This is a genomic window from Trinickia sp., assembly GCF_051954495.1.
Taxonomy (GTDB): domain Bacteria; phylum Pseudomonadota; class Gammaproteobacteria; order Burkholderiales; family Burkholderiaceae; genus Trinickia.
The window spans coordinates 1-14851 of record NZ_JBQCHR010000004.1; the positions used below are offsets into that span (position 1 = coordinate 1).

The following is a 14851-nucleotide window of genomic DNA, read 5'->3' on the forward strand; positions in this document are numbered from 1 at the left end:
GGTCGGTTGCGCAACGGCCGCGTTTTCGCGGACGTCGCGCCCGGCGTGCCGGACGGCATGCGCGTGGACGAGCACGGCAACGTCTGGACCAGCGCCGGCGACGGCATTCATTGCTACGCGCCCGACGGGACGCTGCTCGGCAAAATCCTCGTACCCGAAGCCGTGGCCAACCTCGTCTTTGGCGGGCCGCTGCGCAATCGTCTTTTTATCGCGGCGAGCACATCCATCTACTCGATCTATGTCGGCGTGCGCGGCGCGCATGCGGGAGGCCAGCGATGAACCCGATCAACCCATCGCAGGCGTCGCGGCTTTCGCGCGCGCTGATTCTGCTCGATCCGCGCGACGACGTTGCGCTCGCGCGTGAACAATTGGTGCCCGGCGCGCCGCTCGATGCCGAGCATCGCGTTGCCGGTCTCATTCCGCCCGGCCACAAAATCGCGGTACGCGATGTCGCCGCGGGCGCGCCGGTACGCCGTTACGGGCAAATCATCGGCTTCGCGAGCCGGTCCATACGATGCGGGGAGCATGTTCATACCCATAACCTTTCGATGGGCGAATTCGAGCGCGACTATGCGTTCGGCGTGGACGCTCACGAGACCCCGCGTGCCGCGCCGAGCGCGACGTTCCAAGGCATTCGCCGTGCGGACGGTCGTGTCGCCACACGCAACTATGTCGGCATTCTGACCACGGTCAACTGTTCGGCCACAGTGGCACGCGCGATTGCCGATCACTTTCGCCGCGATATTCACCCCGAGGCGCTCGAAGCCTTCCCGAACGTGGACGGCGTGGTGGCGCTCACGCATGGACAAGGGTGCGCCATGGCCTCGGAAGGCGAACCCATCGCCGTGTTGCGCCGCACGCTAGCCGGCTATGCAAGGCATCCGAACTTCTTCGCGGTCCTCATCGTTGGGCTCGGATGCGAGACGAACCAAATCGACACCCTTGTCGAGACGGAGCATCTCGAACGCAGCGCGCAGCTCACGACAATGACGATTCAACAAACCGGCGGAACGTCCCGCACGGTGGCCGCGGGGATCGAACGCGTGCGCGAATTGCTCGCGCAGGCGAACCGGGTCGCGCGCGAGCCGGTTGACGCGAGCCATCTGATGGTCGGCCTGCAATGCGGCGGCTCCGACAGCTATTCCGGCATTACGGCCAACCCCGCGCTCGGTTCGGCCGTGGACCGCCTCGTCGCGCACGGCGGCACCGCGATCCTTTCCGAAACACCCGAGATCTATGGTGCAGAACATCTGCTGACACGCCGCGCCGCCTCGCGCGAGGTGGGCGAAAAGCTCCTTGCGCGGCTGAGCTGGTGGGAAGCCTACTGCGCGCGGATGAACGCCGACATGAACAACAATCCGTCGGCCGGCAACAAAGCGGGCGGCTTGACCACGATCCTCGAAAAGTCGCTCGGCGCAGTGGCGAAGGGGGGCACCACGCCGCTCGTCGAGACTTACGAATACGCGGAGCCGGTACGCGCACGAGGGCTCGTGTTCATGGATACGCCCGGCTACGATCCGGTTTCGGCCACGGGACAGGTGGCCGGCGGCGCCAATTTGATCTGCTTTACCACCGGACGGGGCTCCGCCTACGGCTGTGCGCCGGCGCCGTCGCTGAAGTTCGGCACGAATAGCGCGCTATGGCAGCGCCAGCAAGAGGACATCGACCTGAACTGCGGGACCATCTTGGACGGCACGCAAAGCGTCGAAGAAGTAGGCGCCGCGATCTTCGAACTCATGCTTGCGACGGCATCGGGACAGCGCACGAAGAGCGAAACGCACGGCTACGGGCAGAACGAGTTCGTCCCGTGGCAGCTGGGGCCCATCATGTGAGGGCGGCCGCCGGCGAGCGGCAAGAGGGCGCTGCTTGCCTCGCTGCGTCGTAGCCGCGAGGCAAGCGTGCCTGCCTTCAACGCCGGTGCTTCGTCAGCGTGACCGTCTCGAACAGTTCGTAATCGCCGGTCGGCGTCTTGTCCGCGCCGGGCGCGTGATAGTAATTCATCGTGATCGTCGTCCGGCCGCCGTGCTCGCCCGGGTCGACATCGAACACGGCAATGCCGTAGCCCGTGCCGGTATCGCGCTGCGCCGACCACACCGCATCCTCCACGGCATCGGCCGCTGCGCGCACGAACGTGCCCGCGGTCGTGCCCGGCATCGGCCGGTTGGGCTTCGTAAATACCTTCGCTTGCGGATTGCCGGTGCCCGCATCCACGCCGTACACGTCGAGCGGCGCACTCGTGCCGCCGCCGCCGAGAATCAGGTGGATGGTGCCGCGGGTCATGTCGAACGTATTGGCGCCCTGCTGTGCATGGCGTACCGGGCGAGGCGTCAAGGTATCGACGCGCTCGCCGGTCGCCACGTCGGTGCCCATATGGCGAAAGCACCCGCATACCGGGTAGCTGCGTTCGTAGTCGTGATCGTGGCCGCACAGGACGAGGTCGACGCCGTAGCGCTCGAACAGCGGCAGCCATTCTTCCCGCAGCGCCTTGTCCGACCCGTTGCCCGTCTTCGATGAGCTGAGGGCGTCCTGATGCATCTGCACGACGATCCAATCGATGTCGCGCTCATCGGCCGCGCGGCGCAGTGTCTTCTCCAGCCACCGCGTCTGTTCTCCATGGCTGTACCCGCGCACGTAGAGCGACGTGCCCGGCTGGATCGGCGCATTGCCCGTGCTCGGCGCCGGAACGAGCGGCGCCGGACCGCCGACGAACGCCGCGGCGTCCTGATAGACGATGTCGTCCGCATCGAGCGAGATGAACAACACCGAACTCACTTGAAACGCGTACCAGCGCCCCGAGAACCGGGTGCCGTTTTCGGGCAGCGTGTAGCGCGCGAGGTACGAATTCAGGCCCTGCTCGCCGTTGTAGAACTCCAGTTCATGGTTACCGGGGCACGGCATCCAAGGACGATTCGCCGCCGAGCTCTGGTTGTTGTTGCCGAAATCGCGCCAGACATCCGTTTGATGCGTGGGATTCAAGTTGGCGTAGCACAGGTCCCCGTTCAGCAGATGGAACAAGGGCTGAAAGCGCTCCACGGCTTCGACGGCGAACCGGCTTTGCGGCGATGACAGCACCCACTGCGTGTTGGGCGTGGCCAAGTCGCCGTAGCTCGTGAAGCGGAAGGGCTTGCGGCCGCGCGGCGCGGTCGTGAAGCTCGCGGCAAACGGGCTGACGGCGCTGCTGTTGTCGGCGGTCACTTCATAGCGATACGTCGTGTCCGGCTTCAGACCGGTGAGGCGCGCATGGTAGGCGAAAACCACGACGCCGTTGAGCCCGTCCGTGTAGGTGCGCTGCACCGCGTGGACCGTTTCGCCGTGGCCGCGATCGGTACTGACGGTGACGCGGGGACGAACGGACGCCGCCTGCGACGCCCACGACACGACGACTTCGCTCGTCGGGTCTTCGCCCCACGTCAGGTGGATCTGTTCCGGCGTGCCGTCCGGCGCGGGTGCGGCATCCGCCGCTTGCGCGGCGACGGACAATGCGCCGGCCGCCCCGGCAAACCCCGACGCGCCCGCCAGCTTGAGGAAGCCACGGCGCGATACGCCGGCGCTCGTCTCGGTCATGGTGGTGTCGGGGGTGCTCTTCTTCGTCATATCGTCTGCGCCTCTCAGGTGTTAACGGCGATGGTCAGGCTCCGCGCGCCTCGTTGGTGCAGCACGGTGCGCGTCGAAGCGTTGGCGTGGAATGGGGGTATCGCGTCGACAGCCGACCAGTCCGCGTGGGCTGTTGCGGCCGCCGATAGTCGGAGTGCTGCACGTGATTTGCGCGCGCATTTCGCGAAGACGATACCGGCGACGAATGAAGGTTACGTGTCAGTCGTCCAGTACGACGTTGCGCGATAAGGCAGGCCGACTTCAACGTATAAGGGCTGCGAGCTGCGGACGCAGGCCGGACGGAAGCGTCATCGAGCGCGACGCTCTAGCGCTGTGCACACGCTCGATCGACGTGCACACGTCGCACCGTGCGTGTGCACGCAACACCATAAATGCACATTGGCGCCAGGCTCGGCGATGGTGCACGAGTGCCCTCTCAGCGCCGCCCTGCACCGAACTCGGACAGATTCGCCCCGCATTGGTACGCACCTTGCTTTCTGTGCCTACTTTTTGCGCACACAACAAATCCTATGACTGACCTGAAATCGGGCACCGACACGCTGTTCCTGTTGCTCGGCGCCGGAATGGTGCTCGCGATGCACGCTGGATTCGCCTTTTTGGAACTGGGCACCGTTCGCAAGAAGAACCAGGTCAATGCGCTCGTGAAGATCCTCGTCGACTTCGCCGTATCGACCATCGCCTACTTCTTTATCGGCTACACCATCGCCTATGGCGTGCAGTTCTTCGGCGACGCCACGACGCTCGCCGAGCACAACGGCTATCAACTCGTGCGCTTCTTCTTTTTGCTGACCTTCGCGGCGGCCATTCCGGCCATCGTCTCGGGCGGCATTGCCGAGCGCGCCAAATTCAACCCGCAGCTTTGCGCGACCTTCATCCTCGTGGGCTTCGTCTACCCGTTCTTCGAAGGCATTGCGTGGAACGATCGATTCGGCTGGCAGAGCTGGCTGGGCGCGACCTTCGGCGCGCAGTTCCACGACTTCGCGGGCTCGGTCGTCGTGCACGCGTTCGGCGGCTGGGTGGCGTTGCCCGCCGTGCTCCTGCTCGGCGCGCGCCGCGGCCGGTATCAGCGCGACGGTCGCATTTCGGCCCATCCGCCGTCGAATATTCCCTTTCTCGCACTGGGCGCCTGGGTGCTCGCGGTGGGCTGGTTCGGCTTCAACGTCATGAGCGCGCAGACGATCGACAAGATCAGCGGACTCGTCGCGGTCAATTCGCTGATGGCGATGGTCGGCGGCACGCTGGCCGCCTGCCTCGCGGGCCGCAACGACCCGGGCTTCGCCTATAACGGGCCGCTGGCCGGGCTCGTCGCGGTCTGCGCGGGGTCCGACATCATGCATCCGATCGGTGCGCTCGTAACAGGCGCCATCGCGGGTGCGCTGTTCGTCTACATGTTCACGTGCGTGCAAAACCGCTGGCGTATCGACGACGTGCTCGGCGTATGGCCGCTGCACGGCCTGTGCGGCGCTTGGGGCGGTATTGCCGCCGGCATCTTCGGCCTGAAGGCGTTGGGCGGCGCCGGCGGCGTGTCGCTGATCGCGCAGGCGATCGGCACGCTGGCGGCGATCGTTGTCGCCACGGCCGGAGGCGCGATCGTCTATGGCGTCTTGCGGGCAACGGTCGGCATTCGGCTCGACGACGAAAACGAATTCGACGGCGCCGATTTGTCGATCCACAAAATCAGCGCGACGCCGGAACGCGAAACGGTGGTGTGAGGCGGACTTGCTCGCGTCGAGTAGACGGGCTTGGCCGCAAAGCCCGTCGCTCGAGGCGTCACTCGAGCCCTTCGCCGATGCCTTCGACGAAGTTCTTGCGTACCCGCTGCAGCAAACGGATCAGCGTGTCGCGCTCCGCGGCGGACAGGCCGCGAAAGCCCTCTTCCGCCACCTCATCCCCCACTTCCAGCACGCGCGGAAACATCGTTCGCGCCTTGCGCGTGAGCCGAATCACGAAAGCACGGCGGTCTTCACCGCTCTCCACGCGTTCGACCCAGCCGTAGCCCTCCATCCGATCGAGCAAACGCGTCAGCGAAATCGGCGTGATTTCGAGCAGTTCGGCCAGGCGCGCCTGGTTCATCTCGCCCTTCCAGGCCAGGTACGCCAGCACGCGGCTCTGGGCGCGCGTCAAGCCGAGGCGCTTGGCCCGCTTGTCGTACAAGCGACCGCACAGCCGCCCCGCGTCGGTGATCAAAAAGCCTAGCCGGCTCTCGAAGCTCTTGTCCATGCGCCGATTATAGGGGAGCGAATCGCAAGAAGGCTTGCGACGGTCGGCGCGCGCCATCAAATGCGTGCGTTTATAATAAGCATGCTTATTAATTGAAGATCGTTGCCGCGCCTGCCGATCGCAGGAGACATTTCGTTGAGTGATTCGCCTCTCTCCCCCCAGCCGGTCCGCCCGTTGAATCGGCCAATGCTGACCGTTTCGATCATGCTCGCCACGTTGATGCAGACGCTGGACAGTACGATCGCCAACGTGGCGCTGCCGCATATGCAAGGCGCCCTGTCCGCGTCGCAGGACGAGATTACGTGGGTGCTGACCTCCTACATCGTCGCCGCCGCGATCGCCACGCCGCTCACGGGCTGGCTGTCGGATCGCCTCACCGTGAAGCGGCTGCTGACGATTTCGATCGTCGGCTTCACCGTTGCGTCCGCGTTGTGCGGGCTATCCGAGACCGTTGCGCAAATCGTGGTCGCTCGGTTGCTGCAAGGGGTGTTCGGCGCGGCGCTCGTTCCGCTCTCGCAGTCGATTCTGCTCGACGTGAACCCGCGCGAGAAACAAGGCCAAGCGATGGCGATCTGGGGCATGGGCGTGATGGTCGGGCCGATCATCGGACCCACGCTCGGCGGTTGGCTGACCGATAGTTATTCGTGGCGCTGGGTGTTCTTCATCAATTTGCCGATCGGCGTGCTTGCCTTGGCCGGTGTGGCGGCTTTTCTGCCGGCCAAAGCGCCGAAACACGGCGTGACGTTCGACGCCTTCGGCTTTGCGACGCTCGCGATCGCGATCGGCGCGCTGCAGGCGATGCTCGACCGCGGTGAGCAGCTCGACTGGTTCGGGTCGACGGAAATCGTGGTCGAGGCGCTGCTGGCGGCGATCAGTTTCGCGTTTTTTCTCGTGCATACGGCCACGGCCGGCAAGCACTCGTTTTTCAAGCGCGAACTGCTTCGCGATCCGAATTTCACGGTAGGCACGTTCTTCATCTTCGTGGTCGGCGCCGTGCTGTATGCCACGCGCGCGTTGATTCCGCCGATGCTGCAGAACCTCATGGGCTATCCCGTCGCCACCGCTGGATTGGTGACGGCGCCGAGCGGCGCGGGGACGATGCTCGCGATGCTGATCGCGGGCAAGCTGCTCCGGCGAATCGACGCGCGGGCCATGCTGCTGGCCGGGCTCGGCATCTCCGCCTTCGCGCTCTGGCAGATGATGCATTACACGATCGTCCTGTCGCAGTCCGACATCGTGTGGCCCGGCGTGATTCAAGGGTTTGGGCTCGGCCTGGTATTCGTTCCGCTCAGCGCGCTGACGTTCTCGACGCTCGCGCCCGAGTTGCGCGCCGACGGCACCGCAACCTACAGCTTGATGCGCAATATCGGCAGCAGCATCGGCATTTCGATCGTGCAGACGCTGATGACGCGCTACACGCAAATCTCGCATGCCGACCTGGCCGCCAACGTCACGCCTTTCAATCCGACCGTCCAGCCCTTGCTTGCCTCGGGCTCGCGACTCGGGGTGGCCATGCTCGACCAGAGCATTACGCAGCAGGCCGCGATGATCGCCTATGTGGACGACTTCAAGCTGATGTTCGTCGCCACGCTGCTCGTGATCCCGCTGCTGATCATGATCCGCGCGCCGCGCGAGCATTCGCCCGATTCGGCCGCCTCGCACGCCGCCGTCGATTGACGCCGCGAGGCGGCCCGTCTGCCGCTTCGTCTCCCGCCCCGTTCCTACCGCTGCCCCTTTCCGGCTGAGCCGAACGATGCGAAACGCTTGAAACCGTCACGAATTTGTGTAATGCTAATCGTTCTCATTTGCATTACTTTCCAAAAGATGGGCTCGCGTTGAACGCGTGGCCCGCATAAAGGCGCCTGCCGCTCGGTGGTTGGGCGCGCAACATCGACACAGGGGTTTTCATGCCGACAACGACGCCGCTTGCACGGGCGCTCAAACTCGCCTTGGCGCTGCAAGTCACGACACTGCCGCTCGCAGTGCATGCGCAAGCTTCTTCGACGCCCGCCGCGCCGAGCGCGCCGCCGCGCCAAGATGCCATGGCGGCCTCGCCGGCGGCCAGCGCCGGGCAGCAGAACGCGCAATCGGGCGCGAGCCCCGCTTCGGTCGCGACGCTGCCCACCGTGCGGGTCGGCGGCGCGACACCGCACACCGATCTGCGCAGCGAAACCACGACGGTCGGCGCAAAAGTGCCCACCGCCCAGCGCGACATCGCGCAGTCGGTCTCCGTCATCAACCAGGCCCTCATGCAATCGCAAGGCGCCACGTCGTTTCAAGACGCGCTGCGCAACGCACCGGGCATCACGATCGGCGGCGCCGAAGGCGGTCAGATCGGCAACAACATCAACCTGCGCGGCTTCACGGCGCAAAACGACATCTATCTCGACGGCTTTCGCGATCGCAACCAGTATTACCGCGACACGTTCGACCTCGAATCGATCGACGTGCTGTACGGCCCTTCGTCGATGCTGTTCGGGCGCGGCTCGACAGGCGGCGTCGTCAATCAGGTCAGCAAGCGTCCGACGCTCAAACCCTCGGCTGAAATTTCCACGACGGTGGGCACGAACGACCGCTATCGCACGACGGTCGATCTGAACCATCCGCTTACGCCCACCGCCGCGTTTCGCATCGACGCCTTCGGCCAATCGCGGGGCTCGACGCGCGACGAGATGAAGAACAAGGACTACGGCGTAGCCCCGTCCATTCGCTTCGGTATCGGCACGCCCACCGAGATCACGCTGTCGGCGCTGATTCAGCATAACTACGACATGCCCGACTACGGCGTGCAGTCGATCGACGGTCATCCGTTCGCGCCGTCGAAACATACCTACTATGGGTTGACCGACGACCGCACGATCCAAGACCTCCAAACGCTGACCGCACGCATCGAACACAAGTTCTCCGATGCCTTGTCGATATCGAACCAAACGCGCTTCTCGCATTCGATGACCGACGCGCGCGAATCGGCGGCGGGCAAAGTGCTGACCGGCCCGCTCGCCGGCAGCACGGCCCTGTCCAACGGCAATTTCACGAACCTGCCGCTGCAGAGCCTCTACGTTCAACTGCAAAGCCACGACCGTGTCATCCAAAACCACTCGGTCTACAACGACACGATGGTCCGCTACAAATTCAGCACTGGCTCGATCGGCCATGATCTGATCGCCGGTACGGAAATCGGCCATGACAGCTACGGCAACCAGGCCTACACGCGCGGCAATATGCCGATCGTGTCGCTCATCGCGCCCGTGTACATGAGCACGCCGTCGAACGTCACGCAGACGGTCGGGAACCGCGCCGATTCGGGCGCAACCTCGCTCGCCGCCTACATGAACGACACGATATCGATCGGCGAACATTGGAAGGTGATCGGCGGTCTGCGCTGGGACCGCTTTCAAGCGCACATCGGCAATACCCTCAACGCCCCGTCCTACGCGGCGCAAACGAACTACTTCACGAGCGTGCGCGCCGGCGCGATCTATCAGCCGACGGATTGGCAGTCGTACTACGTGTCGTACGGCACCTCGTTCGATCCCTCGCTCGAAGCCCTGACCGTCACCAACTTGACGCAGAACCTCGCGCCCGAACACACGAAGTCGTACGAAGTCGGCGGCAAATGGGATCTGCTCGGCGGCAATCTATCGGTGACGTCGGCGCTGTTCCAGCAGGAGATGACCAACGCGCGCACCCAGGTGTCCTCGACCGAATACACGCTCGACGGCGATATCCGCGTGCGGGGTTTCCAAGCCGGCGTCGCAGGGCACCTTCTGCCGAACTGGCAGGTGTTCGGCGGATACACGTACATGAACGGCGCCATCTTGCGCGCGGCCGACGGCACGCAAGGGCACGTTCCGGCGAACACGCCGCGCAACACGTTGACGCTATGGAGCACGTACAACGTCACGCCGCATTGGGAAATCGGCGGCGGCCCGACTTACATGTCGGCACGCTACGCGGCCAACAACAACTACGTCCAGGTAGGCGGCTATACGCGCTGGGACGCGATGGCCGCCTACCACGCGAAGCAGTGGGACGCGCGGCTGAACCTGCTCAATCTCACGAACAAGTTCTACTACGACGCGCTGATCCAGTCCGACGGAGGCCGCTCGGTGCCGGGTATCGGCAGGACACTGCTCGCGACGCTCGAGTACAGGCTGTGAAGAAACGATCCGGCCCATGCGCGGCGACCGTTTTCGAGCATGCTCGAACCATGACGGCTGGCGCGCGGGTGAATGACTTGAAGAACACATTGCCATGCTGCTACAGATCCCGGGCGTTCTGAACGCCGTGCAGATTCGAATGGTGCGAAGCCGGCTGGACGCGGCGGGCGGCGCCTGGGTCGACGGTCGTGCGACCGCCGGCTATTCGGGCGCGCCGGTCAAGCGCAACCAGCAGATCGCGGAGCATTCTCCGATCGCCCACGAGCTGGGCGACATTGTGCTCGGCGCGCTCGAACGCCATCCGCTTTTCATCAGCGCGGTGCTGCCCAATCAGGTCTATCCGCCGCTGTTCAACCGCTACGAGGGCGGGATGACGTTCGGCAATCACGTCGACGGCGCGGTGCGCGTGCTACCCAACGGCGTGAAGTTGCGCACCGACGTTGCCGCTACGCTTTTTCTCGCATCGCCCGACGAATACGACGGCGGCGAACTCGTCATCGAAGACACGTACGGCGCCCATGCGGTGAAGCTGCCGGCCGGCGACATGGTGGTGTATCCGGCAACCAGCCTTCACCGCGTGACGCCCGTGACACGCGGCGTACGCGTCGCCAGTTTCTTGTGGGTGCAAAGCCTCGTTCGAAGCGATGCGCAGCGCGCCTTGCTGTTCGACATGGACAACGCCATCCAGCGCCTGAATGCCACTGAAGCGGACGAACACGCGCGCCGCGATCTGGTCGGCTGCTATCACAACCTTTTGCGTCTTTGGAGCGAACCATGACCGTATCGGAAGTCGCCGCGCCGCTGCGCGCGGCGAGCGCCTCCGCGATCGATGCGCGCGGCAAACGCGGGCGGCGCGCGACCGTCATCAAATGGCTGCGCAACGCACACGGGTGGATCGGCCTGTGGGGCGCTGCGTTGGGCCTACTCTTCGGCACGACGGGTTTCGTGTTGAATCATCGCGCGGGGCCGATGCGCATCGCGACCGGTGCGCCTCAAGTCACCGAGCTGCAGGCAGCGTTGCCGACGCCTGCGCCGCACACGCCGCACGAACTCGCGGCTTGGCTGCAGGGCACGTTCAAGCTCGATGGCCGGTTGGGCCGAGTGCAACGGGAGCCCGAACATGCGGTGGCGTGGGGCGATCGTCGCACCGTGCAACCCGAGCATTGGCAGATGACGTTCGCGACGCCGCGCGAGACCGTGACAGCCGAATATTGGAAGGGCAACGATTTCGTCACGCTCAAGCGGACCGACAACACGTTCCTCGCCATGCTGACGAACCTGCATAGGGGCGTCGGACTCGGCATCGGCTGGGTGCTGCTGATCGACACGCTAGCGGGCTCGCTCGTTCTACTGTCGCTCACCGGTGTGCTGCTCTGGACGCAGTTGCACAAAGGAAAGTCGCTCGCGGTCGGGCTCGTGCTCGGGTCGGTCGCTCTTGCCCTCTGGGCGGGCCTAGCGTGAACGCGCTGCACGAAAACACGCCCTGGGCGGCGGAACTTGCGCTCGACGCGGGCAGCGCGCGCCGGCGTCGCATCACGAACGCAGCGGTATGGACCGCTTCGGTGCTGGCGCACGCCGCCGTTCTTGCCTTGATCGCGAGCCGCTTCGGCGCGAAACGCATCGAGCCGCCGGTCGTACCGCCCATTGCGATCGAGGTCGTGGCGCCGGCGCGGCCCGCACCGGCGGCCACGCCTCCCGCGCCGCAGCCTCCAAAGCCGCCGCCGCGGCCGGCGCCGCATCCGGTCGCCAAAGCCGTGCCGCCGAAGGTGCGCGCACCCCTCGCGCCTGCCGTGCAACCGACGGAGCGTGCGAGCCCCAAGGCGCCCGACGTCGCGCCCACGCATCCGGCACCACCCTCGGCGGCGCCCGCGCCGACGCCCCCTGCCCCCGCGCCTGAACCCGTCGTCACGCCGCCCGTCGGCAACGCCGCCTATCTGCGCAACCCCGCGCCGCGCTATCCGGAGGCGGCGCAGGAGGAAGGCTGGGAAGGACGTGTCGTGCTGCGCGTTCACGTCGATGCGGCCGGGCGCCCCGTCAGCGTCGATCTCCATGCGTCGAGCGGCCACGAGGTGCTCGACAAGGCCGCCCTCGCCGCCGTTCGTCGCTGGACGTTCGTGCCCGCCAAGCGCGGATCGACGCCCATCGACGGGTGGGTGGACGTGCCGCTCGATTTTCGTTTGAACTGACTTTCGCTCTCGCTCTCGTTGAAGGAGTACTCCGCTATGTCCGAATTCGCTTCCTCGTCCATCGCTCACGCCGCGTTATGGATCTTGCTGGCTTTCTCCGTCGCGAGCTGGGCCCTGATCGTAGCCAAGGCGCTGCATACCGTGCGCGCCGGCCGCGCCGACCGCCGCTTCGACCGATCGCTACGTGAAGCGTCCGATCTCGACGCGGCCGCCCGCCTGACCCAGGCCGTTTCGACCGAGGGTCCGAAATCGCGGGTCGCCGCCGCCTTCTTCCGCACGCTCGGGCCCGCTGCGCACGGGCGCGACGCGGCAGCGCACGGTAAAGAGCATGCCAAGGATCTGTGCGAGCGAGCGCTTGCGCAGCGCATCCGCAAGGAGCGCCGGACATCGGAAAACGGACTCGCCGTGCTCGCCTCGATCGGCGCCACCGCCCCCTTCGTCGGGTTGTTCGGCACGGTGTTCGGCATCATTCACGCGTTGACCGCGATTTCGCACCGCGCCTCGGCCAGCATCGACGTCGTCGCGGGCCCGATCGGCGAAGCGCTCGTGGCGACCGGCGTGGGCATCGCCGTGGCCGTGCCGGCGGTGCTCGCCTACAACTTCTTCGTGCGCCGGAGCAAATCGCTGAACGCGGACCTCGACGACTTCGCGAACGATCTGATCACGCTCGCGCAGCAACAAGACTTCCAGCTGCGCCCCGAGCTTCGCCAACACAAGACGAGCGCACCGGCCGCGCCGCATCGCAACGAACCGGCGCGGGAGGCGATCGCCTAATGGCCTTCTCGACCCAATCGGACAACGACGACGTCGTCAGCGAAATCAACATCACGCCGCTCGTCGACGTCATGCTCGTGCTGCTGGTCGCGTTCATCGTGACGGTGCCGTTGCTGAACAATGCGATCGATGTGAAATTGCCGAAAACGCAAGCCACGGCGAGCGCGCCCGATCATCCCGTGACGGTCAGCATCGACAAGGAGGGCGGCGTATTCATCGACAAGCGGCGCATCGCGCCCGACAGCCGCGACGCCGAGTTCGCACGGCTTCATGCCGAGCACCCTGACGCGCAGGTCACGCTGCAGGGCGACGAAGGCACGCCGTACGGCAACGTTGCGAAGGTGCTCGCCTCGCTCGAGCGCGCGGGCGTCACCAAGCTCGCAGTGCTCACCCAGCCGGGGGAATAGCGCGCCGTACCTGGGTAGCACCTGGCGCCCGGAGGCTTCGGGGATGGGGATGCGGCGCTTGCCCACGGGCGCTCGCGCGAAACCGGGGACCGCGACCCCGTCGTGGCGTAAAATACGCGCTTTCCCAAACGCATCCAACGACATGTCTCTCGCCTCCACTCCCGAGATCATCGCCGAGCTCAAAGCCGGCCGCATGGTGATCCTCGTCGACGAAGAAGATCGCGAAAACGAAGGCGACCTGGTACTCGCGGCCGATTTCGTCACGCCGGAAGCGATCAATTTCATGGCGCGCTACGGCCGCGGCCTGATTTGTCTGACGCTCACGCAAGAGCGCTGCAAGACGCTGAATCTGCCGCTCATGACCTACCGGAACGGCACGCAGTACGGCACGGCGTTCACGGTCAGCATCGAGGCGGCCGAGGGCGTGACGACCGGCATCTCGGCGGCCGATCGCGCCCGCACGATCGCCACCGCGGTCTCGCGCGACGTGCGTGCGGAAGACATCGTTCAGCCGGGCCACGTGTTTCCGATCATGGCTCAGCCGGGCGGCGTGCTCGTGCGCGCCGGCCATACCGAGGCAGGGTGCGATCTCACGGCACTGGCAGGGCTTACGCCGGCGGCCGTCATTTGCGAAGTCATCAAGGACGACGGCACGATGGCGCGCCTGCCCGACCTGATGGAATTCGCCGCGCAGCATGGTCTGAAGCTCGGCACGATCGCCGACCTGATCCACTATCGCAGCCGCACCGAGTCGATCGTCACGCGCGTCGCCGAGCGCACGATGCAAACGGCGCACGGCGCGTTCCGCGCGATTCTGTACCAGGATCAACCGAGCGGCTCGCCGCATCTCGCGCTCGTGCGCGGCACGCCCACGCCCGACGTCGATACGCCCGTGCGCGTGCACGAACCGCTGTCGGTGCTCGACGTGCTCGAAGTCGGCACGTCCACGCACTCGTGGACGCTCGATGCCGCGATGAAGGAAATCGCCCAGCGCGATCTGGGCGTCATCGTCATGCTCAACTGCGGCGATACGAAGGATCATCTCATCGACGTATTCAAGGCGCTCGACGAAGAGGAAAAGGCGGCGCAGCTCAAGCGGCGGCCCGTCGATTTCAAGACTTACGGCGTCGGCGCGCAGATCCTGCGCGAGCTCGGCGTCGGCAAGATGCAGGTGTTGTCCAACCCGCGCCGCCTCGGCAGCATGTCGGGCTACGGCCTCGAAGTCACAGGCTTCGTGCCGATGCCGGGCGCGCCGGCACGGCCAGGCGCATAATCGACGCCAACGCATCGCACTCGCCGCATACCTACTTTCTACGGACCTTCACATGGAAATCGGACAATACCAACCGAACCTCGACGGCGACGGCCTACGCATCGGCGTCGTTCAATCGCGCTTTAACGAGCCCGTCTGCAACGGCCTCGTCGACGCTTGCATCGAAGAACTCGAGCGCCTTGGCGTCGCGGGCGAAGACGTGCTGCTCGTCACGGT

General features: G+C 65.5%; 14 protein-coding genes. 12 read left to right on the top strand and 2 right to left on the bottom strand.

Annotated features, from left to right (window positions below; genetic code table 11):
- On the top strand, positions 1 to 279 hold a 279-nt coding region (locus tag ACTHNR_RS00080; protein WP_440545337.1), incomplete at its 5' end, for an SMP-30/gluconolactonase/LRE family protein.
- Positions 276 to 1832 carry a UxaA family hydrolase gene (locus ACTHNR_RS00085; protein ID WP_440545338.1) on the top strand — a complete coding sequence of 519 codons (1557 nt, stop codon included), beginning with the start codon at positions 276 to 278 and terminating at the stop codon, positions 1830 to 1832. The genes ACTHNR_RS00080 and ACTHNR_RS00085, both read left to right, overlap by 4 nt.
- A 76-nt stretch (positions 1833 to 1908) precedes the next feature.
- On the opposite strand, the gene ACTHNR_RS00090 is transcribed toward ACTHNR_RS00085, so the two are convergent.
- Positions 1909 to 3594, bottom strand: coding sequence for a purple acid phosphatase family protein (locus ACTHNR_RS00090; RefSeq protein WP_440545339.1), 1686 nt, complete (start codon positions 3592 to 3594; stop codon positions 1909 to 1911).
- A gap of 530 nt (positions 3595 to 4124) precedes the next feature.
- On the opposite strand from ACTHNR_RS00090, the gene ACTHNR_RS00095 reads away from it, so the two are divergent.
- Positions 4125 to 5327, top strand: a complete 1203-nt coding sequence (locus ACTHNR_RS00095; protein WP_440545340.1) for an ammonium transporter — start codon at positions 4125 to 4127, stop codon at positions 5325 to 5327.
- Between the two features lie 58 nt (positions 5328 to 5385).
- On the opposite strand, the gene ACTHNR_RS00100 is transcribed toward ACTHNR_RS00095, so the two are convergent.
- Positions 5386 to 5835 (bottom strand): MarR family winged helix-turn-helix transcriptional regulator, encoded by a 450-nt coding sequence (locus ACTHNR_RS00100; RefSeq protein WP_440545341.1) that lies wholly within the window; start codon positions 5833 to 5835, stop codon positions 5386 to 5388.
- 186 nt (positions 5836 to 6021) lie between these two features.
- Between ACTHNR_RS00100 and ACTHNR_RS00105 the strand changes: the two genes are divergently transcribed.
- The 9 genes from ACTHNR_RS00105 to ACTHNR_RS00145 all read left to right on the top strand — a co-directional run.
- On the top strand, positions 6022 to 7512 hold the full coding sequence (locus ACTHNR_RS00105) for a DHA2 family efflux MFS transporter permease subunit (RefSeq protein WP_440545342.1): 1491 nt from the start codon (positions 6022 to 6024) through the stop codon (positions 7510 to 7512).
- A 230-nt stretch (positions 7513 to 7742) separates the two neighbouring features.
- The gene (locus tag ACTHNR_RS00110) at positions 7743 to 9995 is read left to right on the top strand and encodes a TonB-dependent receptor (protein WP_440545343.1); all 2253 of its coding nucleotides are present in this window, start codon (positions 7743 to 7745) and stop codon (positions 9993 to 9995) included.
- A 94-nt stretch (positions 9996 to 10089) separates the two neighbouring features.
- Complete coding sequence (locus ACTHNR_RS00115) at positions 10090 to 10773, top strand: Fe2+-dependent dioxygenase (RefSeq protein ID WP_440545344.1); 684 nt, start codon at positions 10090 to 10092, stop codon at positions 10771 to 10773.
- Entirely contained in the window at positions 10770 to 11456 is a 687-nt protein-coding gene (locus tag ACTHNR_RS00120; protein WP_440545345.1) for a PepSY-associated TM helix domain-containing protein, read from the top strand. The genes ACTHNR_RS00115 and ACTHNR_RS00120 overlap by 4 nt, the downstream gene beginning before the upstream one ends.
- Positions 11453 to 12181: an energy transducer TonB gene (locus ACTHNR_RS00125; RefSeq protein WP_440545346.1), complete on the top strand. Its 729-nt coding sequence runs from the start codon at positions 11453 to 11455 to the stop codon at positions 12179 to 12181. The genes ACTHNR_RS00120 and ACTHNR_RS00125 overlap by 4 nt, the downstream gene beginning before the upstream one ends.
- A gap of 36 nt (positions 12182 to 12217) precedes the next feature.
- Complete coding sequence (locus tag ACTHNR_RS00130; protein ID WP_440545347.1) at positions 12218 to 12955, top strand: MotA/TolQ/ExbB proton channel family protein; 738 nt, start codon at positions 12218 to 12220, stop codon at positions 12953 to 12955.
- Positions 12955 to 13362, top strand: a complete 408-nt coding sequence (locus ACTHNR_RS00135; protein ID WP_440545348.1) for an ExbD/TolR family protein — start codon at positions 12955 to 12957, stop codon at positions 13360 to 13362. The genes ACTHNR_RS00130 and ACTHNR_RS00135 overlap by 1 nt, the downstream gene beginning before the upstream one ends.
- Before the next feature lie 142 nt (positions 13363 to 13504).
- The gene (ribBA, locus tag ACTHNR_RS00140; protein WP_440545349.1) at positions 13505 to 14635 is read left to right on the top strand and encodes a bifunctional 3,4-dihydroxy-2-butanone-4-phosphate synthase/GTP cyclohydrolase II; all 1131 of its coding nucleotides are present in this window, start codon (positions 13505 to 13507) and stop codon (positions 14633 to 14635) included.
- 52 nt (positions 14636 to 14687) lie between these two features.
- Positions 14688 to 14851 (top strand): 6,7-dimethyl-8-ribityllumazine synthase (locus tag ACTHNR_RS00145; protein ID WP_440545350.1); only part of this gene is annotated, 164 nt, incomplete at its 3' end.

What these genes read in the sequence shown, in the direction of transcription:
- ACTHNR_RS00090 (WP_440545339.1), bottom strand. Translation starts at nt 3,594, where the DNA reads ATGACGAAGAAGAGCACCCCCGACACCACCATGACCGAGACGAGCGCC.
- ACTHNR_RS00100 (WP_440545341.1), bottom strand. Translation starts at nt 5,835, where the DNA reads ATGGACAAGAGCTTCGAGAGCCGGCTAGGCTTTTTGATCACCGACGCG.
- ACTHNR_RS00110 (WP_440545343.1), top strand. Translation starts at nt 7,743, where the DNA reads ATGCCGACAACGACGCCGCTTGCACGGGCGCTCAAACTCGCCTTGGCG.
- ACTHNR_RS00130 (WP_440545347.1), top strand. Translation starts at nt 12,218, where the DNA reads ATGTCCGAATTCGCTTCCTCGTCCATCGCTCACGCCGCGTTATGGATC.
- ribBA (WP_440545349.1), top strand. Translation starts at nt 13,505, where the DNA reads ATGTCTCTCGCCTCCACTCCCGAGATCATCGCCGAGCTCAAAGCCGGC.
- ACTHNR_RS00120 (WP_440545345.1), top strand. Translation starts at nt 10,770, where the DNA reads ATGACCGTATCGGAAGTCGCCGCGCCGCTGCGCGCGGCGAGCGCCTCC.
- ACTHNR_RS00135 (WP_440545348.1), top strand. Translation starts at nt 12,955, where the DNA reads ATGGCCTTCTCGACCCAATCGGACAACGACGACGTCGTCAGCGAAATC.
- ACTHNR_RS00105 (WP_440545342.1), top strand. Translation starts at nt 6,022, where the DNA reads ATGCTGACCGTTTCGATCATGCTCGCCACGTTGATGCAGACGCTGGAC.
- ACTHNR_RS00085 (WP_440545338.1), top strand. Translation starts at nt 276, where the DNA reads ATGAACCCGATCAACCCATCGCAGGCGTCGCGGCTTTCGCGCGCGCTG.
- ACTHNR_RS00115 (WP_440545344.1), top strand. Translation starts at nt 10,090, where the DNA reads ATGCTGCTACAGATCCCGGGCGTTCTGAACGCCGTGCAGATTCGAATG.
- ACTHNR_RS00095 (WP_440545340.1), top strand. Translation starts at nt 4,125, where the DNA reads ATGACTGACCTGAAATCGGGCACCGACACGCTGTTCCTGTTGCTCGGC.